Below are 25,403 nucleotides of genomic sequence, written 5' to 3' on the forward strand. Positions count from 1 at the left end.
TCGGCGAGAATTTATTTACCCCGCTTCTGGTCTTTTTGGGCATCAGGCTGGCACATTTTATCCACCGCAAAGCCAATGACGACCATCAAGACAATGGGAACTGCAAAATTAATGAGGTGCAATGCAGTCACTTTCCTAACCCCTTTCATGTTTACATGGTATTTATAGTATATTAGGAAAGGGCTAACATGAGTATATAGAATTTATAATTTTCTGAATTTAATAAGCATCATAAAAAATCAGCATCTGAGCTGATTTTTTATGATGCCTTTTTTCTGAAGGCTGTCAGGATATATCTCTGAGGCGCGTCTCCGACAAATGAGAAGGGGTAGCAGGTGGAAAGTGTCAGTATTTCATCAGGGGCAGTAGGCTTGATGATCGAACGGTCGTCTGCTTCCACGATTTCGGAATCGCTGATACTATAATCAAAATCGCCGTAAGGCATCCTGATCCTCAGTATGTCGCCTTTTTTGAGTTCACCAAGCCTTCGAAAGACCGTATCACGATGGCCGGAAAGTAGGATTTGGTCTTTTCCTTCGGGAAGGGCAGTATCTTTGTAGTGGCCGACTCCCTTTGCTAAATCGTCTTCATCGGTTCCTTCAATAATCGGCAGTTCTGCTTTAAGACGCGGGATTTCCAAAATTCCAACCACATCGCCCTGCTGTCTTTCAGAAGGCTTAACAGAAATCCCCGTCTTTTTATCCGCCTGCTGAGGCGTTTTCTTTTCCACCTCAATCATTTGTTTTGCTTCGTACAGTGCCTTCCTTTCATTCTTTTTAGTTGATTGCAAGTCATTCAGTGAAATGTAGATCAGGGCAGCACCTGTAAGCGTAAGGAGGAGGGCTGCAAACAACAGGAAACGGCGCTTGGTGTTCATGTCTTTTCAATCCATCCTTTCCATTGACTTGCTCATTTCTATTATATAGAACATTCAAGTTATTTAAAAAATATAGAAATGTATGGAAACGGAAGAAATACTTAGATAAAGAACAAAATCCGTTCTTTAAAGAGAAAATTTGGTGATTTATCAACTTTTTCATAATAGAGTGAATAAAATATAATTTTATATAAGGGGCTAGAAATGACCAGAAACAAAGGGGATGGTGAAAATGTATAGGAAAAATTGCGATAAGTGCGGGAGGCCTTCTTATAGCAGCTGCGAAAACGGGGAGTGGATTTGCCCGGTTTGTTCTAATAATCTAACAAAATATCCTTGCTTTGATGCTGATACATTTGAACGAATCAAGGTATGTCCAATAAAAACAAGCAAGTCGTACAAAAACGGCGGGTTGGGAAAATTCTATAAGGCCAATTGATTTATGGGGGTTATTTTATCAGAATATTTAAACAAAAAGTGACGAACTTCGACAAAATTCCCCTTTATCATTACCTAAATAATGGTTTATAAAAAGAATATATACTCTATTTGTAATAATATAGCAAAAAAAACCTTCTTTAGTGTTGTTTCAACTGACAAAATACTACACGATGCTTACCAGAAACCAGTTAAAATATAATTGGGGAGTGGAAATAAGCAAACTATTGCAGATAAAGGCAAACCTGTCGAAAGGCAGTGACGCAAAATCACGGGTCTAAGGGGAAATCCTATGACAGCCGGATTGCCTGGAATACGAAACAGTATTTTGGGGGGAGAATGGTGAATAAGGATACGGGCGTTGCTGACCTTGACTCAGAATGGATGCAGCTCATTCTCGAAGCGCTGGAACTTGGAATAGAGAAAAAAGAAATTAGGGATTTTCTTAACAGCAGAAGCACAGAGGCAATTGTGCCGGTTGTGTTGGAGAATTAATCATTACATAAGGAATGGTAAAAGCAGCTCAATTTAATGAGCTGCTTTATTTATTTTGCAAAGGGCATTGTTCGGAACAAATGCTCCTCTATTTATTGTTCTGATTGCTTTTCCATTTATTGAACTCAAGAAATTCGCGAAACTGGTCTTTGCTAATTCCAGAGTCCATTGCCTCCCGGACAAGCAACATCCAGTCAGGATCAACATCCTCTTCGTCCGGCTTGTCATGGATAAGATAGTCTATGGGAGTATCAAGCACCAAAGCAATCTTCTCCAGGAATTGTATGGATGGATTTGTTTGCAGGTTCCTCTCAAGGGAGCTCAAATATGACTTCGCTACCCCTGCCTGTTCGGCAAGCTCTGAAAGGGACATTTTTCTTTCTTGGCGCATCATTTTTACTCTATCTCCAATCATGAAGTTCACGCACCCTTTTTAACGTATAGTTTTATCATAGCAAATAAAAAAGAAGAGTTCCATATTAAGAACGAACCATTAGGAAAAATAAAACCATCTAACTATTATTGCTGCTGCAAAAAGAGACAGAACCCTAGATGGTATATAATTTGCCCTATTTAATCAAACGTTTGATCAATAAGTATACCGCCATTTTGCCTACAAGTCTGTGAGAAAAAGTTATAAATCCCATAATTTCAGCTTGTTTATGGACATTATATGGAGTTTTTTAAAATGTATTGTACCTTGATTATGAATTTGAAACAATCTTTTTAACATACATAGGGGGGTTACGAGTTGGATAAAGTGAAAGCGCTTAAAATATCAACCAAGTTTTTAATGACTGCCGGAGCGCTGCTAGTATTTTTCTCTGTCATTGTGTCCATTCTTCTCAACACAGTGGTCACAGGTACAATCAAAGAGGGAGCTACCGCTAAGGCCAAAGGCGACCTGAAGCTTGGCTATGAAATCATTGACCTTAAGTATCCCGGCGAGTGGAGCGTTAATGAAGGAAACCTTTATAAAGGGAACATGCTGATCAACGACAATAATGACCTTGTGGATGAAGTGGCTAAAATGACTCGCGGCACTGTTACTATTTTTCTTAAGGATAAGAGGGTCGCAACAAACGTCATCAGTAACGGATCCCGGGCAGTGGGCACCAAGGCTAGCGATGAAGTTGTAAAAAGGACACTTGAGGGAGGTAAAACTTATTACGGCGAGGCTAATGTTGTCGGGCATCAGTACCAGACAGCCTACATGCCGGTGAAAGATGCAGCAGGAAGTATTATCGGTATGTGGTATGTCGGTGCACCTGCAGACATGGTGGATAAAGCCATCAGGCACGTCAACATCGTACTCGCTGCCACACTTTCCGTAATGCTTGTTCTTTCTTACTTTTTCCTCCGTCCATTCACAAACGGGCTGAAAAAACGTATAAGCCGGCTGGAGCAAGCTCTGGAGCAGGCAGGAAATGGAGATTTCACTGCGTTGGTGGAGGACAGTGGTGGAGACGAGCTCACCTCGCTTGCACATAGTTATAAAAAAATGAGGGAGAGCCTTGCTGAATTGATTGGAAAGTTGAGGGAGGCTGCTGAAACAATGGCTGCATCTTCTCAAGAGCTGAGTGCAGGAGCAGAAGAAACTGCAAGGGCAACAGACTCGATAGCCAATTCTATTCAGGAGGTTGCCGTAAATGCGGATAACCAGGTCGAACAAACCAATGAATTGAGCAAAACGGTACGAGGTATGACGGAGGAAATCGCAAAAATGGCTAGCGGTGCAGAAGAAGTCCAGAAGGCAACTAAAGGTAATGCAGCAGCGGCTGTTGCTGGAGCTGAAGTCATGGAGAAGACTCGAAAACAAGTGGCAAGCATCAATGATATGACCGAAAGAGCATCCCAATCCATTCACCAACTGAATGAAAAATCAAAAGAAATCAATAAAATCATCAATTTAATCACAGACATCTCAGACCAGACAAATCTCCTGGCTCTGAATGCGGCGATTGAAGCTGCGAGAGCGGGTGAACATGGCCGTGGCTTCGCGGTTGTTGCAGAAGAGGTTCGGAAGCTTGCTGAACAATCCAATTCTTCGGCTAGCCAAGTTCGAAACCTTGTTGCAAGCATTCAGAAAGATATATCTCTGTCTGTCGAGTCTATGGACCTTGGGCGTGAGGCGATAAAAGAAGGAATGGAGCTTTCGGTCAAAGCAGAGCAATCTTTCAACAACATTAATAGCCAAATACAAGCTGTCAGCGGCCAAATCGATACAATGTCTGGTGCGGTGCTCGATATGGACAAAGGAACAGAAGTGATCCTTGAGGTACTTGGCCAGATTGTTGGGCAAATCCACCAATCATCGGACGCAACGCAATCTGTCGCATCTGCAACAGAGGAACAGAGCGCATCGATGGAAGAAATCTATGCCTTTTCGCAAAGCCTGAGTACGCTTGCTGAAGATCTCAGGACTTCTGTCAACAGGTTTAAAGTATAAATTGGGTTAACAACTAAATAGTTTAGATAAAACAAGCTGCCGGAATGTTTCCGGCAGCTTTATTTTACCATTTTTAGTGTTTTGGATATTTACCTACAAGGTGGATTGCGCTGATGATCCGCTTATTGATCCAATTTAGGTTTTCTTTTGTATTTAATTGTTCGAATACCATTTTTCGTCCGTCATCTGTCGTTACATAGTGACTTGGAAGTGTATTCAAACTGAGGGCGACAATATCATTTCTGCATTTGGGGCAATTGCAGAAAGTCTGGTAGTCAGGGCTCATCATCAAAACATTGACCAGAGTCACGACTACTTCTTCCATTACGTTGACATATCCTTTGTTCATCGGCAGCCTTCTTTCAATGTTGTCTACTAGTATTATAGATACAAATATAAGAGATAGAGCGTTGAAAATACGATTAAAGCAAAAATGAGTCAAAAGGCTCAATTATTATGAAATGTTATCCACTTTTCAATATGATTAAAAGTTCGTCAAGATGTTTCACCTTTCTGGATGTTTTACAGCAGACAAAGAGGGAATGTTGAATAGAGTGATGTATTGAAAGGAGAGGAAGATAATATGAGTAAAAAAATTGCATGTGTCATTACCGATCTTTTCGAGGACTCTGAGTATATTGAACCTGCCAGAGCCTTTATGGAAGCAGGGCACGAAGTCATTTCAATTGAAAAAGAAAAAGGCAAGGAAGTAAAGGGCAAGAATGGGGATGTCACCACAAAAATCGATGCCGGCATTGAATTGGTAAACCCTGATGACTTCGATGCCCTATTTATTCCAGGCGGCTTTTCCCCTGACCAGCTTCGGGCAGACGATCGATTCGTCCAATTTGCCAACGCGTTCATGGATGAAAAGAAACCTGTTTTTGCTATCTGCCACGGACCGCAGCTTCTTATAACAGCAAAAACCCTTGAGGGAAGGACGGCAACTGGATATAAATCCATTCGAGTCGACATGGAGTATGCAGGCGTAAACTTCAAGGACGAGGCTGTTGTTGTCTGTGGCAACCAGCTTGTTACAAGCCGCCAGCCTGATGATATCCCAGTATTTAACAGGGAAGCGCTGAATCTTCTAAAGTAAGCGAAACGGTTAAAGCGGGATGCGTATGGTAAAATAGAAGTGTATAGCCCATTTGCAGTAGGCTGCAAATGGGCATTTTAATTGGGGAAAAGGCTTCCCGGCAGAGGCGAAAATGGGCTGCGTGGGGAGTGATTTTTGTAAGGGTTCAGGTATAATCTATTGTATAAGGCAGGAACAACACTGCAGGGAGATGAAGAAATGATTGTATTAAAATCAGCACGAGAAATTGAAAAGATGAAGGAAGCAGGCAAGGTTCTGGCTTCAACCCATAAAGAAATCAGGAAAATGATGCAGCCCGGAGTTACCACATGGGAAATTGACCAGTTTGTTGAACGATTTCTTAAGGAACATGGTGCAACGGCTGAACAAAAAGGATACCGGGGCTATGAGTATGCGACATGCGCAAGCATTAACGATGAAGTGTGCCACGGGTTTCCGAGGAAAGAAGCGCTGAAGTCCGGCGATATCGTGACAATTGATATGGTTGTCAAACTAAATGGCGCTCTTGCTGATTCTGCCTGGACCTACACTGTTGGCGATGTACCAGAGGAAACGGTGAAGCTGCTTCAGGTAACGAAGGAATCTCTCTACCGCGGGATTGAGGCGTCAGTTCCAGGCAACAGGATTGGGGATATCGGACATGCGATCCAAACATACGTCGAGTCCGCAGGCTTCTCAGTGGTCCGTGAATTTATCGGCCATGGAATCGGTTCAGTAATCCATGAAAAACCTGATGTGCCGCATTTCGGCTTGCCTGGAAAGGGTGCGCGGATAAAGGAAGGCATGGTCTTTACTATTGAACCAATGGTCAATATCGGGGAATGGCCGACAAAAATGGACGACAACGGGTGGACAGCACGTACAATGGACGGGAGTCTTTCGGCCCAGTATGAGCATACGATTGCCATCACAAAAGACGGCCCTGTCATATTAACAGACCAAGGGGAAGAGGACTAAAAATCAGAAATGATGTTTTAGAAACATGAAGTAGGAAGGTCGCCGCCCCTCAGCTAATCTTGGCTGGCTGAGGGGCGGCGTTTTTTTTGATTTTAGAGGTCCTTGGAGTAAGTTTTTTGATAAAAACGGTGATTTTCGCTTCAAGTTCAGGAAAAAAGTAATGTGTTGGAGCCTCAAAGAATCACATCAGTTGTTCTCTTGTTAATAGTTAACCACAGAGTTGCAATTTCAAAAGGGACATCCCTCGAAAAAATAAGATATTCCCGTTTACGGGTAAGATATTCCCGATCAGCGGCAGGATATTCCTGATTACGCAGGATATATTCCCGATCGGAGCACATTTATTCCAATTATCTGTATTCAGACTCCTTGTTTGTAACTTTATGTAAAATGAAGATCCGGCCTATGAATGGTGGAATTTTTCAAAACAAAAAACAGACGGTTTACACCGCCTGCCCGGTAAGAAAGTTGAAGCATGGTTAAGATTCTTACGCTTTTTTTAGGCTACCGAGTTCTTCGACAATGGCCTGCATTTCATTGATGCTGAAGTTGTCCTTTTTCATGATCAATTCATAAATATCGCGAAGCTCTTCATACATTTCTTCGTCAAAGTGGGAAGGTTTGATTGCTCCCATATTGAGTACATTCAGCTTGTCTTTAATTTTTTCAATCATATATTCAACATTTTCAACAGACTTTTTCGATAGATCCATTTCCAGTCACCCTTTCGCAATAATGACAATGATTTTTATGGGGTTAACTCCTGAGAAGCATTATAATAAAAGTGAAATTAGTGTATTCTCATCTTTCCATGTAAATGTCCAATTGTCAATTGAAAATCAAGTTTGGGAAGAGATGGACTTAATAAGATATTGCACTCTTTTTTTATAAAAAAGAGTTAAGCTTGCATGATAGTGAGGGAATCGTGGAAAATGTAGAGAAGAGGGGTGAAAAACATGATAAAAGTATTGTTTGTCTGCCTTGGGAACATATGCCGGTCACCGATGGCTGAAGCGATGTTCCGGGATATGGTGGAAAAGGAAGGTCTTCAGCAGGAAATTACTGTTGATTCGGCCGGAACGGGCAACTGGCATGAAGGAAATCCACCCCATGAAGGGACGAGGAAAATCCTTGAGAAATACAGCATCAGCGGGAAAGGTCTTCAGGCTCGTCAAATCACTTTAAGCGATTTACAGGATTTTGACTATATTATCGGAATGGATAGTGAAAATCTGAAGAATATTAAAAGTCTGGGGAGAGAGATGGAGGGTACTGTCGTTTCACGGCTGCTAGATTTTGTGGAAGGGAGCAGCATGGAGGACGTGCCAGACCCTTACTTCACCGGGAACTTTGATGAGACATACGAGCTAGTCAAGCAGGGTTGCGAGGCATTGCTTACGGACATCAAAACGAAAATTCAATCATGATAATTACCAAGGAGGGACAAAATGGGAAACTCTAAAAAGTTCTGGATGTGGATGGGAATTGGAGCAGCAGTAGGTGCGGCTTTAAGCTTATGCGATAAGACAACAAGAGCATCGGTTAAAGAGGACCTTGGCAAAGTATCTGGAACGGCAATGTACATAGCCAAAGATCCGAAAGGCTTTGCCAGTGAAGTAAAAGACTCTGTGAACAAAGTCCGGACGGCAGTTGAGCAGGTTGTGGACGATGTAGCCTTTATTGCTGAGAAGGTGGACGAAATCAGAGATGTTCCGCCACAGGTAGCTGACATCATGAAAGAGACAAAGGAAGCGATTGGCAAAATCAGCGAGAAAGCCAACAATCAGGAACAGCAAGCGTAGTTGAGGCGAAGGGCAGGGGAATGAGAATGGTTGATCTTTCTTTTATACGGAAAATGTGGACGCGAATACAGGAGGATGAAGTGCCTGCGCTTGCTGCGCAGCTTGCCTATTTCCTCCTGCTGTCCCTTTTTCCGCTCCTCATTTTCCTGTTTTCCTTTATTTCTTATCTTCCTTTGACAGATCAGGACTTTATATCATTCATAGGGAGTTATTTTCCTGGGGAGACAGCAGCCTTTATTGAAAGCAATCTGACAGATGTGATGGGAAAAGACTTTACGCTACTTTCTTTTGGTGCCGTTGCTACACTGTGGACAGCATCGAAAGGCATCGATGCAGTCGTCCGTTCCTTTAATAAGGCGTATCGTGTAAAAGAAACGAGATCTTATTTAAAAGAGAGAATGATGAGTCTGGTCGCCACCATTGCTATGATCTTTGTCTTTATTTTAGCCCTTGTGCTGCCGGTATTTGGTAAACATATTGGTGAAATAACATTCTCTCATTTTGGATTAAAAAGTGAATTTCTTGAGGTTTGGAATACACTGCGGTGGCTCATCAGCTTTTCCGTGCTATTCCTCGTCTTTACCAATCTGTATTGGATTGGCCCCAATAAAAAATTAACATGCATCAGCGTCGTTCCTGGCGCTCTCTTTTCCACTGTAGGTTGGGTAACTGCCTCCTGGCTCTTTTCCTTTTACGTGGAGAACTACGGTCAGTATGCCGCGCTGTACGGAAAAATTGCAGGAGTCATCATTCTTCTGTTATGGCTCTACTTAACAGCCTACATCATCATCCTTGGCGGGGAAGTCAATGCCTATTTCAGTGAGAAGCAGGAAGATTGCTAAGAGGAAGCGGCTGCTAAAGCGGCGTCCGCTAGTTAAATTGAACCTGGATGTTGCCGCATCCCTGTGACAACGCGCTTGGCACTAGGATGTCCTGCACCTCGCCATCTGGACAAAGCGAGGCGTGGGTAAGCGTCTGTTCAGCGAGTTATAGACGGGAGTACATCGACGGAGCCGTAGAGGTAAGGTTGTCTTTGACAGCTAATTTTTTCTTGGAAAAAGTCGCCTTTTTTGTTTTATGGCAGTTTCCGAGGTTCCGGCAGCTTTTTTTATTGGTTTTGAGAGGGAAATGAGCTTCTTATTCCATTTTTCCGCGTGCTAACTTGTCTAGTTATACCTGTAACCGGTTCCGCAAGACCATTTTAAAGAAGGATTAACATCGTAAAACAGGCTATCTACGGTTATGGGCGTTATATCTTCGGTAACGGGCATTCTATCTACAATTACAGTAAAAATGTTCCATAAGCCCAGTTTTGCAAGTCGCTAGAGCGCACTAAAAAATGAAATCGCGTGTTCAGTCAACTCAACAAGTCGCTGGCCGCTGAACACCTAAAGTACCACATCCTGCAATGTCACACTCACACATCCTATCCACCGCACCACACTATCCCAAAAAATCGAAATCCCCCCGTCTCTTCAGCAGCTAGCACGAGCGCACTAAAAAAAACGCCCCCAAAAACAGGGGCGTTTCGCATATAAACAGATGGAGGCAAGTAATCTCAAACATCACCGTTACTAGTATCATCCGTTTCACATTTTACTTAAGCAGGCGAAGGCTATTAAGAATAACAAGGATAGTGCTGCCTTCGTGTCCGATGACCCCGAATGGAAGGTCGAGGAACTGCATAAAGTTTGAGGCGATCAGCATCATGATGATTAAGATGGAGAATACCACATTTTGTTTCACAATCTTGTTCATTCTCCTTGAAAGGTCGATTGCCTCTGCAATTTTTGGCAGGTCGTTTTTCATTAGGACAATGTCGGCCGTTTCAAGCGCCACATCGCTGCCTTCCCCCATCGCTATGCCGACATTGGCTGTCGCGAGGGCAGGCGCGTCATTGATACCATCCCCAACCATGGCGACCGTTCCGAACTTTTCTCGGAGTTCCTTTAGGTGTTCCACCTTAGTTTCCGGCAGGCACTCAGCGATATAGGAATTGACATGGCTTTCAGCAGAAATAGCTTCTGCAGTTTTCTCGCTGTCGCCTGTCAGCATGACTGTGTGGATGCCTTGTGATTTAAGGAGGTCAATCGCTTGTTTTGTTTCTTCGCGGACGACGTCCTTCAGTGCGATGACAGCTGCCAGTTCCCCGTTCCTCTCGGCAAAAACAGTTGTTTTCCCCTTGCTGGCAAGCTTGATGGCCGCTCCGTCTGCAAACTGTTCGCTGTTTTCTTTTCCGACAAACGCCGCTTTTCCGATTTTCCAGTCTTCCTTCTCATAATGGGCTTTTACTCCCCAGCCCGGGACATCTTCTATACTTTCAGGATGTACAAGCTCCTGTCCAAGTGTTTCTTTTGCATGGCCAACAATCGCGCTTGCAAGAGGGTGATTGGAGTGGCTTTCGATTGAAGCGACTTTCAAAAGGACTTCTTCGGCGGAAAGGCCTTCTCTTACGACAATATCTGTCACTTCCGGTTTCCCTTTTGTGAGTGTCCCGGTTTTATCAAAAGCGATCGCCTGCAGTGAAGCAAGGTTTTCAAGATGGACGCCGCCTTTAAAAAGAATTCCGTGCCTTGCACCATTTGAAATGGCGGAAAGGGTGGCAGGCATGATCGATGCGACAAGTGCACATGGGGATGCGACCACAAGAAGAATCATCGCCCTGTAAAAGGTTTCATTCCAGCTCCACCCCAATAGGAAATGCGGAAGGAACATCATGAGTACGACAACTGCAAGGACAGCTTTGACATAGGTGCCCTCAAATTTTTCAATAAACAGCTGCGAAGGTGATTTTTCGCTCTGCGCAGACTGTACCAGCAGGATGATCTTTTGGAACAGCGTATCGCTGCTCGGCTTTGTGATTTCGACTGTCATCGAACCCGTAAGGTTTACTGTACCCGCAAACACATTCTCACCCGGATTTTTGGAGGATGGCATTGACTCTCCAGTTATGGCTGCTTCGTCAATCGTCGTTTGACCCTTGGCGATTTTGCCGTCAGAAGGAATCCGTTCCCCTGGTTTAACAAGGATAAAGTCTCCGATAGCCAATTCGGAAACATGGACCCGCTCTTCTCTGCCGTCAGCAATCCGCACGGCTTCCTCAGGCTGGAGTTCCATCAGCGAAGAAATTTCCTTATGGCTTTTGTTCATTGTATACGTCTCAAGCGCTCCGCTCATCGCGAAAATAAAGATCAGGATGGCGCCTTCTGTCCAGTAGCCGATGACAGCAGAGCCTATTGCTGCAAGAATCATCAAAAGTTCTACATTCAGTTCCTTGTTTTCGATGGTATCCTCGATACCTTCTTTTGCCTTTGCAAAGCCCCCGATGAAATAGGCGAAAAGAAAGAGTGCGACCGAAAGTGTTCCCATCTCTGTTTTCTCAAGTATCCACCCTGCCGCAATCAGGATTCCGCTCATGCTTGCCGCAATCAGTTCAGCATGCGGTTTTATTTTATCAAGTGGGCCTGTATGATCTTCTATCTTTTGGTTAACAGCCATATTTGCGCTACTTGCCATTATTTTCTCCTCCCTTATTATCATTTGTTAACTCGTAATTGAGAAAAAGAATCACAATCAATACCCCTAAAAAAGCACGAAAGCTGCCATCTAGGCGATGACAGCAGTAATTCTTGGTTTAGTAATTTTTATTATCTCTATTTTACCATGTGTTGAATGGTTTTTAAAAGTGATAAGCAATATAGGGGAAAATTAACTTGAAGCAGCCTGATTTTCTGTCGGTTCTGCTGGGCGGAATGCAACAAGCGCGATGAAAATGAGCAGGAGCATGCCACTTAGTACATAGAAAAAACTCGGACCTTTTAAATGCTGTATGGCAAGGCCTCCGATGAATGGCCCTGTAATGCTTCCAAAACTGAAAAATATTCCGCACATTAAATTGCCTGCAGGGAGAAGCTGCCTTGGCACCAGGCTGGCCATGTAGCTGATTCCCAATGAAAACGTAGAGCCTACAAGCATGCCGGCGGAAATAAAACAAATGAACAGGCCAACAGCCGACTCTTGGACAAACCCGGCCAGTGTAAAGCAGATGAAACCGGCGAGCATGACGATCGTCAAGACTCGTTTCCGACCAAACCGATCACTTAGTATGCCAAGGGGAAGCTGCGAAATAAGGCTCCCGGCTGCAAACGCAGGGAGGATTAAGCTTACCGCCCCTACGTCAATTCCTGATCTTAAGGCATAGACAGGGAAGTTTCCATTTAATGAGGCTTCGAGAAAGCCATAGCCAAATGACGGCAGTAAGGCAATCCATGCGTACTTGAGCACTTTTCCGAACCGCTTCATTGTCCCGGGAAAAGAGCTTTGATCCGTATCGTGTTCCGGGTACTCATTCTTCAATGCCCACAAAAAGAGCCAGGCAGCGAGACTAATGGAAGCGGAAATGATAAATGGAAGGGCTTCGTTTACTTTTACCAGTGATGCCAGCATGGGGCCGACTGTAAACCCAAGGCCAAAGAAAAGCCCATATAAGGATATATTTCTTCCCAGCCTTTCCTTTGGTGAAAACGAGGTGATCCATGTCTGTGTCCCGAAGTGAAGCATATGATCCCCGATCCCTACGAGCAGCCTTAGGAGAAACCAGAACCAAAAGGATTTCCATACGGGAAAGAGAGCGAGCGCAGCTGCAACCATCAGCCCTCCTGCCAAAATGACAGGCTTGTATCCGAACCGCCTGAGGGGAGCCTCCATCAAAGGAGAGGCAAGCAGGATGCCGATATAAAGCCCTGTAGCATGAAAGCCGTTTAACGAAGAAGAGACGCCGTCCTGCTCAAAGATAATGGCGATCAGCGGCAGGAGCATTCCTTGGGAAAATCCTGAAATGGATACAATCGTGACTAATATCCAAAAACGAAATTTTTGAGTTTGATCCATAATTGTTCTCCTGACAAAGTGTTTATTCTTTGATGGTATCGAGAATAAATATAACTGGCAAGGAAAAGGAATGTTTTTTTTTGTTTAAATGAGGGAAAAAATAGTGTAATCTCTTTATGTAGACAGGCAAGGCACATTTTACCAAGTACAGTATTACAGTGAAAGCCAAAGGGTGGGATGGCATGGAGTTTCATTTGAAGGAGGCAGAAGGATTTTATACTGACCTTGAGTATGGGCGGCTTGAAGTGGCCGGCAGTGCACAACAAGGATTCAAGCCCTCACAGCTTCTAGTTTCGTCGGTAGCAGTTTGCAGCGGAGGGGTCTTAAGGACAGTGCTTGAAAAAATGAGATTGGCGTTCAGCGATATACATATTTCCGCCAGGGAAGAAAGAAGCGGGGGAGTTGGATCGCCGATAGAAAAAATTCAACTTCATTTCATTATTAAGGGGATCGGCCTGCCCACAGAAAAGATCGAAAAAGCCATGAAGTTCACGACGAGAAACTGTCCCATTGTCCAATCATTGCAAGGAAGCATTGAGGTCGATAAGACGTTTGAAATCGTGGATGGAGGCTAAAAGGGGAAAAATGCAATGTACAGGCTCAAAGCCAGCAGCCTCTGAGTTATTAAGCAATTATATTTTTGTAAAAAGAGAGGATAAATATTATGGTGAATAAAATTTTTATGATCGCTACATTTGTGGGTGTCCCACTGTCAGTGATCGGTACGTTGATGCATTGGTCAAGCATCCTTATGTTTATCATTTATTGCCTGACAATCGTAGCATTGTCAAGCTTCATGGGGAGAGCGACTGAAAGTTTAGCCATTGTTGCGGGTCCGCGTATTGGCGGATTGCTGAATGCAACTTTCGGAAACGCGGTTGAGCTGATTATTTCCATATTTGCGTTAAAAGCAGGTCTTGTAGGTGTTGTCCTGGCGTCCCTAACTGGTTCGGTACTGGGAAACCTGCTCCTGGTTGCGGGACTTTCTTTCTTCGTTGGCGGTGTTAAGTTCAAACGCCAGTCCTTTAACGTATTTGATGCAAGGCATAATTCCGGTCTCTTAATGTTTGCGGTCATTGTAGCTTTTGTTATCCCAGAAGTATTTTCTTATGAGATGACAAAGGGTGAGACGCTGAGCATGAGCGTCGGCATTTCGATCATTCTGATGGCCCTTTACCTTGCTGCTTTGTTCTTTAAGCTAGTAACACACCGTGGGGTCTACCAGCATTCTGAAGGCGGGAATGAGCACGAGGAAGAGCCGGAGTGGAGCCAAAAGAAATCCTTGCTCATCCTGGTACTTGCGACTCTTGCTGTTGCTTATGTTTCTGAAAACCTTGTTCATACGTTTGAAACAGTTGGAGAATCATTTGGCTGGACAGAGCTGTTCATCGGTGTCATTATCGTAGCGATTGTCGGTAATGCAGCGGAGCATGCTTCCGCCATTCTAATGGCTTATAAAAACAAGATGGATATTGCCGTTGAAATTGCTGTCGGGTCCACCTTGCAAATTGCCATGTTTGTTGCTCCACTGCTCGTTCTTATCTCACTTCTATTCGATACAAAAATGCCGCTCGTGTTTACAATGCCTGAATTGATTGCGATGGTAACGGCAGTATTGCTTACAATCATTATTTCAAATGATGGTGAAACAAACTGGTTCGAAGGGCTGACATTACTGGCAGCCTACCTGATTATGGGCATTGGTTTTTATCTTTTATAATTAGACATACCCTGTTCCTTTTGGGACAGGGTAATATTATGCAAAAAAAAAGCCGAGAAGCGATAGGATTATGAAGGCAAAGGGGAAAGGTGAGTGGATTGTGATGGTGTTGTTTTATCGAATACTTTTTTTCATTACCGGGATTACAGTTCTTGGGCTTGGGATAAGTCTGTCAATTAAGTCGGGTTTGGGCTCAGGGGCTTGGGACGCGCTCAATGTCGGGCTTGCCAACACTATTGGGCTGACTCCGGGCACATGGGTTGTAATAGTAGGAATCCTCCTGATTATCATTAACAGTTTTCTTTTAAAAAAGAGGCCGGAAATTACAGCGATTATTACACTGTTTCTCATTGGTGCGGTGATCGACTTCTGGCTGATGAAAGCTCTATTGAATCTTGCACCGCAAACGTGGACGGATAAGATTCTTGTATTGCTGGCGGGCATACTAACAATGGGAATTGGCTTGTCCATTTATATCCCTGCGAAGTTCCCTTTAAGCCCGATTGACAACTTGATGATTGCCTTGCGGGAGAGGCTTGGAGTCAGTTTGATGACAGCCAAGACGATTGGGGAAATCATTGCCTTTAGTGCAGCATGGCTTCTGAATGGACCCATTGGCATTGGTACAGTTATCGTCACGTTCTCCATCGGCCCGCTTATACAAGTATTCTTTCCCTATACCGAAAAGCTGCTTAAATCATTGACTGGACACACCTGGTAATTTATAAAAGCAGGCATAATCTAGGGCTCCTCCGAAAAAACTATCCTTAAACTTTTGAGTTTCAAGTGTGAAAGGAGTCCGACACCATGAAGAAATATACTATGGTCCTGATATGCCTTATTTCTATCCTGTCTTTCATGGCGCCTGCATTGGCCGGGAAGGATGAAAAAAAACCGGATTCTTCGGTACAGAAGCAAAAATACGCACTGCCGGATTCAGTCATGAATATTACGAAGGAAAACACGTACCCTAATCGTTCAGAAGATTTGCCGCAGCTGCATCCAAGCGAGCTTACAAAAAATCTGACAGATTCATCAAGGGTTAAAATCGAGAACCCGGATCTGATCAGGCTTTTAAATGAGTCTTCGGTCAACAGTACTCCATTCGCTCTTGGGTACAGGGCCATTGTGTATTTAGGTGAGTGGCCGCTAAATTATGAATCAGCGGAAACATCCCCGAACTGGCAATTCCAAAAAATCAACACGAATTACTTTGATAACCGGGGCGGGGATCAGCTCTACCAAATCCACTATGTGCAGGAACAGCAAAAAGAAATCAAAGGCGGCTTGACTGCCAAAGTGAATAAAGCTGAAAGCGTGCAGAAAATGATTCTCCGCTCAGCTGTAAAAAGCACAGGATTGCCGTTGACTTTTGAAACAACGGTTGGAGCAGGAACAAAGAAAGACCAGATCTATAATGTCCAACCGAGCAAGCTTGGTTATCTTTATGCGTATGCTCCAGCAATCCATGAAAAAGGAAAAGTGACGTATGGTGAGGTTTACCTGATGCTGAAAGGCAACAAGAAGTTTATCGTCACGAAGAACGTTGCTTCCCAGGAAATCGGGGCATGGATTCCTCTTGAAAACCATATTTCTTTTGGGTTCACATCCAGCAACCAGCCTCGGTGATAAAAGAGCCGGAGCCTTTGGATTCCGCCGCTTTTTTTGAAAAGAAGGTCGAGGTAAATTTTCCATCTTGACAAAAGGTTGTTTACTGGAGGGCTTGTAAGGGAAACAAACCTATATGAATAATCAATATCAATATTTTTCAAGAGGAGGAAATAGAATGTCACAAAATTACTCAACGTACGATACGAATAGTCACTATAACAATTCGGATGCATACACAGGCTCTTCCATGAGAAGCAGCAATTTAACTGGAAATAGCAAATTGCTTCGCGGTGTAGTCATTGGCGGAGTAATCGGCGGAGTGGTCGCTATGCTTGATTCCAAAACGAGGAATAAAATCAAGGATACGGCTGTCAATGTCAAGGATTCTTCCATGAATATGATTAGCGAAGTAAAGAGCAATCCTGGTGATGTAAAGAATCAAATGGTCAGCTCATTTAAGGAAGCTTTGAAAGTACTTCAGGAAGCGGTTTCCGATGCCCAGAACCTTTACGAACGCCTGAATAACGATATGTTTGGCAAAATGGGTGAAGTAAAAGAACTGACGAGCCACGCAATGGATACAGCCATGGAAGCTAAAGATGGACTGAAAGACATTGGTTCGAAAGTAAAGGAAGCCGGCTCGACAATGATGGAAAACCCATTCGCTGAAGCTGCAGGTACAAAAAGCAGCGCTTCATCCAATGGATCTGGCAGCACATATGCAACTGGCAGCACTTCATCCAATGGATCTGGCAGCACATATGCAACTGGCAGCGCTTCATCCAATGGCTCTGGAAGCACATATGCAACTGGCAGCACAACAACTCAATCAGGCAGTATGGGCGTAACCTCTAACGGATTCGGCAGCGCTGCCTCAGGAAACAGCGGCTTTGGCATGACAAATGGCCAGGGAACAGACAGAATTCCGGAAGCAGGATCATACTCGATGGACCTAGGAAACAGCGTTTCCGATATGTCAACTTCCACTAGTACAGGGAACACAAAATTCGTTTCACCTAAAAAGCAAAAAAACAATAACAACCGATAAAAGAGAAAGAAGGAAGCCAGCCCACGCTGAACTGCGGCTGGCTTTTTTTTGCTGTTGGTTGCCGTGGATGGAGAGTGAGTTTTTAATTTCCATTAAAATCACATTAATGGTACGGGATTACAGCTACTGGGAATAAATAAGAGTTAAACGGGAATATCTGCCTTGTAATCGGGAATATCCGGGTGTTAGCAGGGAATATCCTCCCTTTTAGCGGGAATAAATCATTTTTCAGGAACAGCAACTTTTATAAAAGCAGTTCGGTAACCGGTCACAGCGCGATTTCCTATTAAAAATCGCTTGTATTAGGAAGAACAGATCCTTATTTTTTCATCAGAACCATGAAAATGGCATCGTCTTAGCTAATAATATTTTTCAGGCTCCTGCCGTGGACAATAGGTTCCCGGTTTCTTTGTTTTGTTTCGCAACCTGAAGGCTTGGGTAGTAAAAAAGTACTCACATTATATAAATGAATGCTTTTTTACAGGAGGAAAACAATATGTCCGCAAAAAAAGAAATGATAACCCGTTCAGATAACAGCGATTTTAAAAGAGAAACGACGACTGGCATGAAAGGGATGGTTGCGTCCGCCCATCCGGTTGCCTCGGATATCGGGAAGAAGATTCTGGAGGAAGGCGGGAACGCGGTTGATGCCGCGATCGCCATTCAGTTCGCTCTGAATCTTGGAGAACCGATGATGACGGGAATCGGGGGAAGCGGCTTTTTTATGGTCTATGACCAGGAGAAAAAAGAGACCAAAATATATGACGGCCATTCCCGGGCACCAATGAAAGCACATGCGGATATGTTTTTGGACGAGAATGGCGAAGTCATACCATTCCGCGACCGCTCAACAAGGGCTACGGCTGTTGGAGTGCCAGGTATACTTGCTGCAATGGAGCACGCTTTGGAGGAGAAAGGCACAATGCCGCTGGCAGATCTAATCGAGCCATCAATAAAGGCTGCCGAAAAAGGTGTGAAGGTTAACTGGGTGATGGACCAGAGCCTGAAGAACTTTGAATACCGTCTTGGCGACCACGCGCGTGAATTGTTTATGCCTGAAGGGAAATGCCTTTGTGACGGTGATACCTTTTTTAAGGACGACCTCATTAAGACATTCAGAATTCTCCAGAAGAAAGGAATACGTGCATTTTACGAAGGAGAAATTGCTGAAGCGATCGTTGAGACGCTAAAAGAGCTTGGCGGCTTTATGGAGCTTGATGATTTGAAAAATTATAAAGTGACGATAGACGAGCCGGTCTGGGGAGACTACCGAGGATATCGGCTGGCATCTTCCAATATGCCAAGTGCGGGCGGTACGGTCGTTCTGCAAATCCTTAAACTTCTCGAAGGGTTTGACCTTAGTAAATATGATGCAAAGTCATGGGAGAAATACTATTTGTTCGCAGAAGCTATGCGCATTGCGTTTTCTGATAAGATTGCGTTCTCGGGTGATCCTGAAAGTTCTCCCGTTCCGTTAAATGGAATGCTTGATCCGGACTATCTCGCGAAACGCCGGAAATTGATCAACTTTCAAAGCAGGAATCCGGAAATTGATTATGGCAATCCGTGGGCTTATGACGGGAGAGAAGAGATTAAGGTTGTACGCCAGCCGTACGAGCCTGAAAGGGAGCAAAGTGAGACTACACATTTTACGGTTGCTGATCAATGGGGGAATATTGTTGCTTGTACTTCCACTGTTGAGCACCCCTTCGGTTCCGGAATCATGGTAAAGGGCCATGGTTTCGTGTTGAACAATGAACTGACTGACTTTGATGCAATTCCAGGAGGACTTAATGAGGCAGGCCCCGGTAAACGGCCCGTAAGCTGTAAATCACCGACCATTGTCTTCAAAGACGGCGAACCTGTCCTGACACTAGGATCTCCAGGAGGACCTACAATCGTCGGTTCTGTTTTCCAGACATTAGTCAATGTGCTTGACTTTAATATGGATTTGAAGGAAGCAATTGAAGAGCCGCGGATTTTTAACAGCACAGGCCCGCTGATTGGCTGGGAGAAAGGGGTCAGCATGGAGGCAAAGGGTAAGCTTGAAGAAATGGGCTTTTCCTTTATTGAAAAAGCCTTTCCAATCGGCAATGTCCAGGGCATCCTGATTGACCAGAAAACAAATACAATGACAGGGGCTGCCGACTCGAGCAGGGAAGGAAAGGCTGCGGGATTGCAATAAGATCTATAGGCAGGCGGATTCCGTCTGCCCTTCCTATCCCATATTTTTTCTGCATAAAGGGCCATACTAAGAAGAAAAGGCCCCGTTTTTTCTTCATCAAACGTTTGATTAATATTGCAGGAAGCCATAGTTTTCGGTAGGATGAAAACGAAGTGAAAGGAGAGAGTTATTTTGGGAAGCCCGATTAAAGATTCAAACAGCCAGGTCGTTTTTTTAAAGCATAGACTGAATGCCTTCATGGATCTTCTGGAAGCAATCGATCCGGAAGAAACCGATTTGGATGATATCGACCGCATGATTGAAATCGTCGAAGAAATGGATGCTAAATGCCGCGAGTTTAAAAACCGCGAAATTTAGAAGTCGTTTAATAGGCCGTGATTATTGCGAAAACAAGAAGAGGTCGTCATTACTTAACTGGTAATGGCGACTTTTTTATTTTGCCATTGTCGGCTCTGGCATAGGGCGGATATTTTGGGATGCGAACGTGATATGCCACAATTTAGATGCGATATCCCTTGATTTTTGAAATAAGTCAAGTATTTGTGACAAAACGGTGAACGGACAGAAGCCGATTTAAGCCTATTATTCAGGCTTTTTCTTTTGAATTTTAAACATGACCAGAAATTAATAATAAGTTTTAGTACCAGGTAACAAAAGTCATAGATTTTTTTTCTGAGACAAGCTAAAATAAAAAAGAAACTACATCTTACAAGAAAAGGGGAAATCAAGATGAAGCTGCCACAATTAAAAATCGGCCATATGGCCCCTAAATATCCAATCATTCAGGGAGGAATGGGGGTAGGGATCTCCTTAAGCAGGCTGGCTTCATCGGTTGCTGTGGCTGGAGGAATTGGAATCATTTCGGGAACAGGCATTACAGTTGAAGAATTGCGAAGCCATATCCGAAGTGCACGGGAACTATCAGGGGGTAATGGTTATATAGGGGTTAATGTTCTATTTGCGATGAACGATTTTTCGGAAAAAATGAAGGCTGCGCTTGAAGAAAAAGTGGATTTCATCATTTCGGGCGCAGGAATTTCAAGGGATATGTACGCATGGGGAAAAGAAGCAGGCATACCGGTGCTTTCTATTGTTTCAACCGCGAAATTAGCAAGGCTTTCTCAAAGACTTGGAGCATCTGCTATTGTCGTGGAGGGGTTTGAAGCAGGGGGGCATCTTGGAACGGACAGGCCTATGCTTGAAATTTTGCCAGAGGTGGTTGAAGCAGTGACGATTCCGGTTATTGCAGCAGGCGGAATCATGACAGGGGCCGACCTCGCAAAGGCATTCAGCCTTGGAGCATCCGGTGTCCAAATGGGCACTCGGTTTGTTGCCAGCGAAGAGTGCGATGCACCTCTCGCTTTCAAGCAAAAATATGTGGAGGCAGCCGAAGAAGATCTTGTTCTCGTCAAAACAACCGTCGGACTTCAGGGAAGGGCGATCCGCAACACCTTCACAGATCTGATCGAAAATGACGGCAAGTATAAAATTGATAAATGCCTTGATTGCCTGAAAAATTGTTCTTACCGTTTCTGTACGCTCGATTCACTTTTCCGTTCTCTTAAAGGAGATGTAGAAAAAGGGCTTGTTTTCGCAGGGGCACGGGTAGGGGAAATCAAAGAAATACTGCCGGTCAAAAAGATCATCGAAAGAATTGTGGACGAATACACTGTGGCTGTTTCTCCTTCTTTGTAAAAATGAATATGTATATATGCGAAATCCTGTATTCCTGCAGGGTTTCTTTTTTCGTTACTGGTTTTTCCTGCAAACGATTACATCAAATATCTTTAAATACCCTGATGATAGGAGTATAATTGGAAACGGAAAATGTTATATATATTTCACAAACAGGGCTTGACGAACAAAGGGAGATACAGGGAGAGGGGTATACAAATGAATATCGAAAAGTTTCAGGATAGCATGTACAAGCTGATTGTTGAAACTTCGACTAACCTGCCTAAGGATGTACGGCGGGCAATCCTTGCTGCAAAGGAGCGCGAAAATGAGGGGACGCGTTCTGCAATGAGCCTTGCAACGATTGCAAAAAACATCAGGATGGCGGATGAGAACGTTTCGCCGATCTGCCAGGATACAGGGCTTCCGACTTTTAAAATCAAGGTGCCTGTAACTGCGAACCAGATCGAAATGAAAAAAGCGATTTATTCTGCTATTTCACTAGCGACAAAGGACGGAAAGCTGCGCCCGAATTCGGTTGACTCACTTTCAGGGGAGAATAGTGGAGACAACCTTGGCGCAGGCACGCCTGTGATCAAATTTGAGCAATGGGAAAATGATTATATAGATGCGCGCCTGATTTTAAAAGGCGGCGGCTGTGAAAATAAGAACATCCAGTACAGCCTGCCATGCGAGCTGGAAGGCCTTGGCCGTGCTGGACGGGACCTTGACGGTATCCGCAAGTGTGTCCTGCATTCAGTCTATCAGGCACAAGGGCAGGGATGCAGTGCTGGTTTCATCGGTGTCGGTATCGGTGGGGACCGTTCCTCAGGCTATGAGCTGGCGAAGGAGCAGCTATTCCGGTCGGTTGACGATATCAACCCGCATGAGGATCTTCGCAAGCTTGAAGATTATATTATGGACAATGCCAACGAGCTCGGAATCGGAACGATGGGCTTCGGCGGGGAAACCACCCTTCTTGGCTGCAAGGTTGGCGTGATGAATAGGATTCCGGCAAGCTTTTTTGTGTCGGTAGCGTATAACTGCTGGGCTTTCCGCCGTCTTGGCGTGAAAATCTCTCCAGAAACAGGCGAAGTGATGGACTGGCTTTACCAGGAAGGTGAGAAAATCAGTTTTGAAGAAGCGCAGCCTGCAAGAGCGGAAATTGCTGCGGCTGTTGAAGCACCCTCAGTACAGGAAGCCATCACTTTGACTACACCGATTACAGAAGAACAAATCCGCCAGCTGAAAGTCGGCGACGTCGTGAAGATTACCGGCATGATGTATACAGGGCGCGATGCGATCCATAAATACCTCACGGACAACGATGCGCCTGTAGATTTGAACGGGCAGGTCATTTACCACTGCGGCCCGGTCATGCTGAAAGACGATGAAGGTCAATATCATGTGAAGGCTGCTGGCCCGACAACAAGCATCCGCGAAGAGCCTTACCAGGGCGATATCATGAAGAAATTCGGCATCCGTGCGGTCATCGGCAAAGGCGGAATGGGCGCAAAAACGCTTGCTGCCCTTCAGGAGCACGGGGGGGTTTACTTGAATGCAATTGGCGGAGCGGCACAGTACTATGCTGACTGTATCAAAGGTGTCGAAGGAGTCGACTTGATGAACTTCGGGATTCCGGAAGCGATGTGGCATTTGAAGGTGCAGGATTTTACCGCAGTCGTAACAATGGATTCGCATGGAAACAGCCTGCACAGGGATGTGGAAATGACTTCACTTGAAAAACTCTCAACTTTTAAAGATCGTGTATTTTAAATAAGCAGCAAAGGAGAGCAGGGCGAAAGTTTCCCTGCTTTTTTTTGATTATTTTTCACTGAAAGACAAACACTAAGGAAAAATCCTTGGAGGAAAAAGACAACATGAGACTGATGATAGTATTGATTGCTGCAATCGCCATGATAGTCCCTGGTTATTCCACTCAGGCCCATGCGGAATATTCCAATAAGCCGATCCACTGGGGTTTCAAAAAAGCAAAGGAAGGCAGGCAGGCAGATGCCGGCAAACCGCTTGAAAAAATACTTGAAAAGCACGGAGCTGTATACAAAGGGTCCCCGGAACGAAAGGAAATTTATTTAACCTTTGATAACGGCTATGAGAATGGCTATACCGACAAAGTGCTTGATGTGCTGAAAAAAGAAAAAGTGCCTGCGGCCTTTTTTGTGACGGGCCATTACTTGGAGACGGCGGAGGAACAGGTTTACCGGATGGCAAAAGAAGGCCATATTATCGGGAACCATTCGTGGCATCACCCGGACATGACAAGAACAAGCGATGCCAAGCTGAAGAAAGAGCTGGAAAGCGTCCGGGAAAAGACCGCGGAGCTGACGGGAAACAAGCAGATGGTCTATCTTCGCCCGCCCCGCGGCGTTTTCAGTGAACGGACAATGAACCTTGCGAAGGAGCTCGGCTATACCCATGTGTTCTGGTCGCTCGCGTATGTCGACTGGAACACCGACTCCCAAAAGGGCTGGCGCTATTCGTACGAAAATATCATGAGACAGATCCATCCTGGTGCCATCCTTCTCCTTCATTCTGTTTCAAAAGACAATGCAGATGCCCTTGAAAAAGTAATCAAAGATCTGAAAAAACAGGGCTACACGTTTAAAAGTCTTGACCAGTACATGCTTGGCGAAACATTGAAAGAGCCGATGCTTTATTGACCACTCCATTTGGGGTGGTTTTTCATAGCAATGCTTTTCCTTTCTTATAATACTTCTCCATCTCGTCTCCCGGCACCATGCTTCCGCCGGTTGCCCAAATGAGATGTGTGGCGTTTTTCATTTTATCTGCCAAGTGATGATGCTGGATGTATTGTCTACCTTCGTTCTCGGTCATCAGTTTAACTGGGCCGATGAGTCCGGCTGTTGCAGAAGGCTCAAGATGGATGTTTTCATGATCGGCCATGACGCTTAATAGCCTGAATAGTTCATTGTCATCTATTGTATAGCTTCCGCTCAATAAGGCCTCGATCGTTTTGCCGACAAATCCGGAGGGCCTTCCGACGGCAAGACCGTCTGCGGCTGTGAGGTTGTCTATCCCAAAATCCTGGACGGAGATGGAATCATGCAGCCCTGTTGCCAGTCCGAGCAGCATACACGGGGAATGGGTGGGCTCGGCAAAAAAGCAGTGGACTTTGTCCCCATAGACGAGTTTTAAGCCGAAAGCGACTCCACCAGGACCGCCGCCAACCCCGCATGGGAGATACACAAATAGCGGATGGTCATCGTCTGCGATAATATTCTGGTCTTCCAGCTGCTTCTTCAGGCGAAAAGCCGCTACTGCATAGCCCAAAAATAAATCGCGGGAGTTTTCGTCATCGACAAAGTGGCAATTCTTTTGACTTTGCGCCTGCTTTCGTCCTTCTTTGACGGCTAGGCTGTAGTCATCCTGGTACTCGATTACCTCTACTCCTTTACTCTTCAGAAGATCTTTTTTCCATTGCTTTGCATCAGCAGACATATGAACCGTTACTTGAAAGCCTAATACTGCACTCATAATCCCGATGCTTAATCCCAGATTGCCGGTCGAACCAACCGCAATCGAGTATTGTGAAAAGAAGGTCCTGAATTTCTCACTGGCGAAAATGGAATAATCATCATTTTCCGCCAGCAGCCCATGCTGAATAGCCAAAGTCTCTGCGTGTTTCAGCACTTCATAAATGCCTCCGCGTGCTTTAATGGAGCCGGAAATGGGGAGGTCGTTGTCGCATTTCAATACAAATCTGCCCTCCAATGTGTTCCCATGCATATGTGACAGCTGCTGCTGCTGCATGGCCGGAATTGGTATGACAGGTGATTCAATAATTCCTTCTAGTTTTCTTGTCTCGGGAAAAACTTTGGCAATGTAAGGGGCAAAACGCTGCAATCTTTCCTCGGCATCTTTTACATTCTCCTCGTTAAGCGGAAGTTTTACATCAGTCTGTGATGTTTGATATTTAGGATTAACCCAGAATACCTCCTTTGTTTGTACTAATTTTTCTATTAAAGGATTGTCGTTTATCCAATCTTGAACAGTTTTCATCGTGATTCTCCTCCTTTGCCGCAATGATTCTGTAGGGTTCATTCTATCTTCTTTGCTAAAGGGCCCGGGAATTCCTGCAAAAACATCGTCAATGGCCAGGCGCCCTCTTTTAGTAAA

At 44.5% G+C, this 25,403-nt stretch carries 24 protein-coding genes and 1 riboswitch; of the genes, 17 read left to right on the top strand and 7 right to left on the bottom strand.

Translation table 11 applies throughout. The annotated features are described in order from the left end of the window. Nucleotides 1–259 precede the first annotated feature (259 nt). A complete protein-coding gene (gene srtD, locus D1970_RS10340) occupies nucleotides 260–877 on the bottom strand; it encodes a class D sortase, LPxTATN-specific (protein ID WP_119112791.1) in 618 nt (205 codons plus the stop codon). Between the two features lie 666 nt (nucleotides 878–1,543). Beyond that, nucleotides 1,544–1,627: riboswitch (cyclic di-GMP riboswitch) on the top strand. 27 nt (nucleotides 1,628–1,654) lie between these two features. On the opposite strand from srtD, the gene D1970_RS10345 reads away from it, so the two are divergent. Then, nucleotides 1,655–1,810: an anti-repressor SinI family protein gene (locus tag D1970_RS10345; protein ID WP_119112792.1), complete on the top strand. Its 156-nt coding sequence runs from the start codon at nucleotides 1,655–1,657 to the stop codon at nucleotides 1,808–1,810. A gap of 88 nt (nucleotides 1,811–1,898) precedes the next feature. On the opposite strand, the gene D1970_RS10350 is transcribed toward D1970_RS10345, so the two are convergent. After that, nucleotides 1,899–2,225 (bottom strand): helix-turn-helix domain-containing protein, encoded by a 327-nt coding sequence (locus tag D1970_RS10350; RefSeq protein WP_119112793.1) that lies wholly within the window; start codon nucleotides 2,223–2,225, stop codon nucleotides 1,899–1,901. Nucleotides 2,226–2,570: 345 nt separating this feature from the next. On the opposite strand from D1970_RS10350, the gene D1970_RS10355 reads away from it, so the two are divergent. Further along, complete coding sequence (locus D1970_RS10355) at nucleotides 2,571–4,259, top strand: methyl-accepting chemotaxis protein (RefSeq protein WP_259339659.1); 1,689 nt, start codon at nucleotides 2,571–2,573, stop codon at nucleotides 4,257–4,259. Between the two features lie 73 nt (nucleotides 4,260–4,332). On the opposite strand, the gene D1970_RS10360 is transcribed toward D1970_RS10355, so the two are convergent. Beyond that, the gene (locus tag D1970_RS10360) at nucleotides 4,333–4,608 is read right to left on the bottom strand and encodes a late competence development ComFB family protein (protein ID WP_246370301.1); all 276 of its coding nucleotides are present in this window, start codon (nucleotides 4,606–4,608) and stop codon (nucleotides 4,333–4,335) included. Nucleotides 4,609–4,842: 234 nt separating this feature from the next. Here D1970_RS10360 and D1970_RS10365 point away from each other — a divergent pair, with 234 nt between their 5' ends. Together D1970_RS10365 and map are read left to right on the top strand one after the other, a co-directional pair. Further along, nucleotides 4,843–5,358, top strand: a complete 516-nt coding sequence (locus D1970_RS10365) for a type 1 glutamine amidotransferase domain-containing protein (RefSeq protein WP_119112795.1) — start codon at nucleotides 4,843–4,845, stop codon at nucleotides 5,356–5,358. Nucleotides 5,359–5,556: 198 nt separating this feature from the next. After that, on the top strand, nucleotides 5,557–6,315 hold the full coding sequence (gene map / locus D1970_RS10370; RefSeq protein WP_119112834.1) for a type I methionyl aminopeptidase: 759 nt from the start codon (nucleotides 5,557–5,559) through the stop codon (nucleotides 6,313–6,315). Between the two features lie 488 nt (nucleotides 6,316–6,803). Here the strand turns inward: map and D1970_RS10375 are convergent, their stop codons facing one another. Further along, nucleotides 6,804–7,028, bottom strand: a complete 225-nt coding sequence (locus D1970_RS10375; RefSeq protein WP_119112796.1) for a DUF1128 domain-containing protein — start codon at nucleotides 7,026–7,028, stop codon at nucleotides 6,804–6,806. 243 nt (nucleotides 7,029–7,271) lie between these two features. Here D1970_RS10375 and D1970_RS10380 point away from each other — a divergent pair, with 243 nt between their 5' ends. The 3 genes from D1970_RS10380 to D1970_RS10390 are packed head-to-tail and all read left to right on the top strand — an operon-like array spanning nucleotide 7,272 to nucleotide 8,959. Further along, the gene (locus D1970_RS10380) at nucleotides 7,272–7,742 is read left to right on the top strand and encodes a low molecular weight protein-tyrosine-phosphatase (protein WP_119112797.1); all 471 of its coding nucleotides are present in this window, start codon (nucleotides 7,272–7,274) and stop codon (nucleotides 7,740–7,742) included. A gap of 21 nt (nucleotides 7,743–7,763) precedes the next feature. Beyond that, nucleotides 7,764–8,117, top strand: coding sequence for a YtxH domain-containing protein (locus D1970_RS10385; RefSeq protein ID WP_119112798.1), 354 nt, complete (start codon nucleotides 7,764–7,766; stop codon nucleotides 8,115–8,117). Nucleotides 8,118–8,143: 26 nt separating this feature from the next. Next, the gene (locus tag D1970_RS10390; RefSeq protein WP_310648618.1) at nucleotides 8,144–8,959 is read left to right on the top strand and encodes a YihY/virulence factor BrkB family protein; all 816 of its coding nucleotides are present in this window, start codon (nucleotides 8,144–8,146) and stop codon (nucleotides 8,957–8,959) included. Between the two features lie 754 nt (nucleotides 8,960–9,713). On the opposite strand, the gene D1970_RS10395 is transcribed toward D1970_RS10390, so the two are convergent. Both D1970_RS10395 and D1970_RS10400 read right to left on the bottom strand, forming a co-directional pair. Next, nucleotides 9,714–11,633 carry a heavy metal translocating P-type ATPase gene (locus tag D1970_RS10395; protein WP_119112800.1) on the bottom strand — a complete coding sequence of 640 codons (1,920 nt, stop codon included), beginning with the start codon at nucleotides 11,631–11,633 and terminating at the stop codon, nucleotides 9,714–9,716. 192 nt (nucleotides 11,634–11,825) lie between these two features. Beyond that, nucleotides 11,826–13,007 carry an MFS transporter gene (locus tag D1970_RS10400; RefSeq protein ID WP_119112801.1) on the bottom strand — a complete coding sequence of 394 codons (1,182 nt, stop codon included), beginning with the start codon at nucleotides 13,005–13,007 and terminating at the stop codon, nucleotides 11,826–11,828. A gap of 182 nt (nucleotides 13,008–13,189) precedes the next feature. Here D1970_RS10400 and D1970_RS10405 point away from each other — a divergent pair, with 182 nt between their 5' ends. From D1970_RS10405 to pdaA, 10 genes are all read left to right on the top strand, one after another. After that, nucleotides 13,190–13,582 carry an OsmC family protein gene (locus D1970_RS10405; RefSeq protein ID WP_119112802.1) on the top strand — a complete coding sequence of 131 codons (393 nt, stop codon included), beginning with the start codon at nucleotides 13,190–13,192 and terminating at the stop codon, nucleotides 13,580–13,582. An 89-nt stretch (nucleotides 13,583–13,671) separates the two neighbouring features. Continuing rightward, on the top strand, nucleotides 13,672–14,727 hold the full coding sequence (cax, locus tag D1970_RS10410; RefSeq protein ID WP_119112803.1) for a calcium/proton exchanger: 1,056 nt from the start codon (nucleotides 13,672–13,674) through the stop codon (nucleotides 14,725–14,727). 103 nt (nucleotides 14,728–14,830) lie between these two features. Beyond that, entirely contained in the window at nucleotides 14,831–15,448 is a 618-nt protein-coding gene (locus D1970_RS10415) for a YczE/YyaS/YitT family protein (protein WP_181213453.1), read from the top strand. An 86-nt stretch (nucleotides 15,449–15,534) separates the two neighbouring features. Continuing rightward, complete coding sequence (locus tag D1970_RS10420) at nucleotides 15,535–16,356, top strand: YfkD famly protein (RefSeq protein WP_119112804.1); 822 nt, start codon at nucleotides 15,535–15,537, stop codon at nucleotides 16,354–16,356. A 157-nt stretch (nucleotides 16,357–16,513) separates the two neighbouring features. After that, nucleotides 16,514–17,386 carry a hypothetical protein gene (locus D1970_RS22370; RefSeq protein ID WP_181213448.1) on the top strand — a complete coding sequence of 291 codons (873 nt, stop codon included), beginning with the start codon at nucleotides 16,514–16,516 and terminating at the stop codon, nucleotides 17,384–17,386. A gap of 496 nt (nucleotides 17,387–17,882) precedes the next feature. Continuing rightward, nucleotides 17,883–19,571: a gamma-glutamyltransferase gene (ggt, locus tag D1970_RS10430; protein WP_119112805.1), complete on the top strand. Its 1,689-nt coding sequence runs from the start codon at nucleotides 17,883–17,885 to the stop codon at nucleotides 19,569–19,571. A 171-nt stretch (nucleotides 19,572–19,742) separates the two neighbouring features. Next, nucleotides 19,743–19,928, top strand: a complete 186-nt coding sequence (locus D1970_RS10435; protein ID WP_119112806.1) for an SE1561 family protein — start codon at nucleotides 19,743–19,745, stop codon at nucleotides 19,926–19,928. Nucleotides 19,929–20,300: 372 nt separating this feature from the next. Then, nucleotides 20,301–21,266, top strand: coding sequence for an NAD(P)H-dependent flavin oxidoreductase (locus D1970_RS10440; RefSeq protein ID WP_119112807.1), 966 nt, complete (start codon nucleotides 20,301–20,303; stop codon nucleotides 21,264–21,266). A 198-nt stretch (nucleotides 21,267–21,464) separates the two neighbouring features. Then, complete coding sequence (locus tag D1970_RS10445) at nucleotides 21,465–23,021, top strand: fumarate hydratase (protein WP_119112808.1); 1,557 nt, start codon at nucleotides 21,465–21,467, stop codon at nucleotides 23,019–23,021. 104 nt (nucleotides 23,022–23,125) lie between these two features. Beyond that, entirely contained in the window at nucleotides 23,126–23,926 is an 801-nt protein-coding gene (gene pdaA / locus D1970_RS10450; RefSeq protein ID WP_119112809.1) for a delta-lactam-biosynthetic de-N-acetylase, read from the top strand. Nucleotides 23,927–23,948: 22 nt separating this feature from the next. Here the strand turns inward: pdaA and dsdA are convergent, their stop codons facing one another. Then, nucleotides 23,949–25,286 carry a D-serine ammonia-lyase gene (dsdA, locus tag D1970_RS10455; protein ID WP_119112810.1) on the bottom strand — a complete coding sequence of 446 codons (1,338 nt, stop codon included), beginning with the start codon at nucleotides 25,284–25,286 and terminating at the stop codon, nucleotides 23,949–23,951. Nucleotides 25,287–25,403: the final 117 nt, after the last annotated feature.

The organism is Mesobacillus zeae, from assembly GCF_003570705.1.
In the GTDB taxonomy this organism is placed as follows: Bacteria; Bacillota; Bacilli; order Bacillales; family Cytobacillaceae; genus Mesobacillus_C; species Mesobacillus_C zeae.

Coding starts and splice junctions, on each gene's coding strand:
- srtD (WP_119112791.1), bottom strand. CDS start 877: ATGAACACCAAGCGCCGTTTCCTGTTGTTTGCAGCCCTCCTCCTTACG.
- D1970_RS10345 (WP_119112792.1), top strand. CDS start 1,655: ATGGTGAATAAGGATACGGGCGTTGCTGACCTTGACTCAGAATGGATG.
- D1970_RS10350 (WP_119112793.1), bottom strand. CDS start 2,225: ATGATTGGAGATAGAGTAAAAATGATGCGCCAAGAAAGAAAAATGTCC.
- D1970_RS10360 (WP_246370301.1), bottom strand. CDS start 4,608: ATGAACAAAGGATATGTCAACGTAATGGAAGAAGTAGTCGTGACTCTG.
- D1970_RS10365 (WP_119112795.1), top strand. CDS start 4,843: ATGAGTAAAAAAATTGCATGTGTCATTACCGATCTTTTCGAGGACTCT.
- map (WP_119112834.1), top strand. CDS start 5,557: ATGATTGTATTAAAATCAGCACGAGAAATTGAAAAGATGAAGGAAGCA.
- D1970_RS10375 (WP_119112796.1), bottom strand. CDS start 7,028: ATGGATCTATCGAAAAAGTCTGTTGAAAATGTTGAATATATGATTGAA.
- D1970_RS10380 (WP_119112797.1), top strand. CDS start 7,272: ATGATAAAAGTATTGTTTGTCTGCCTTGGGAACATATGCCGGTCACCG.
- D1970_RS10385 (WP_119112798.1), top strand. CDS start 7,764: ATGGGAAACTCTAAAAAGTTCTGGATGTGGATGGGAATTGGAGCAGCA.
- D1970_RS10390 (WP_310648618.1), top strand. CDS start 8,144: ATGGTTGATCTTTCTTTTATACGGAAAATGTGGACGCGAATACAGGAG.
- D1970_RS10395 (WP_119112800.1), bottom strand. CDS start 11,633: ATGGCAAGTAGCGCAAATATGGCTGTTAACCAAAAGATAGAAGATCAT.
- D1970_RS10400 (WP_119112801.1), bottom strand. CDS start 13,007: ATGGATCAAACTCAAAAATTTCGTTTTTGGATATTAGTCACGATTGTA.
- D1970_RS10405 (WP_119112802.1), top strand. CDS start 13,190: ATGGAGTTTCATTTGAAGGAGGCAGAAGGATTTTATACTGACCTTGAG.
- cax (WP_119112803.1), top strand. CDS start 13,672: ATGGTGAATAAAATTTTTATGATCGCTACATTTGTGGGTGTCCCACTG.
- D1970_RS10415 (WP_181213453.1), top strand. CDS start 14,831: ATGGTGTTGTTTTATCGAATACTTTTTTTCATTACCGGGATTACAGTT.
- D1970_RS10420 (WP_119112804.1), top strand. CDS start 15,535: ATGAAGAAATATACTATGGTCCTGATATGCCTTATTTCTATCCTGTCT.
- D1970_RS22370 (WP_181213448.1), top strand. CDS start 16,514: ATGTCACAAAATTACTCAACGTACGATACGAATAGTCACTATAACAAT.
- ggt (WP_119112805.1), top strand. CDS start 17,883: ATGTCCGCAAAAAAAGAAATGATAACCCGTTCAGATAACAGCGATTTT.
- D1970_RS10440 (WP_119112807.1), top strand. CDS start 20,301: ATGAAGCTGCCACAATTAAAAATCGGCCATATGGCCCCTAAATATCCA.
- D1970_RS10445 (WP_119112808.1), top strand. CDS start 21,465: ATGAATATCGAAAAGTTTCAGGATAGCATGTACAAGCTGATTGTTGAA.
- pdaA (WP_119112809.1), top strand. CDS start 23,126: ATGAGACTGATGATAGTATTGATTGCTGCAATCGCCATGATAGTCCCT.
- dsdA (WP_119112810.1), bottom strand. CDS start 25,286: ATGAAAACTGTTCAAGATTGGATAAACGACAATCCTTTAATAGAAAAA.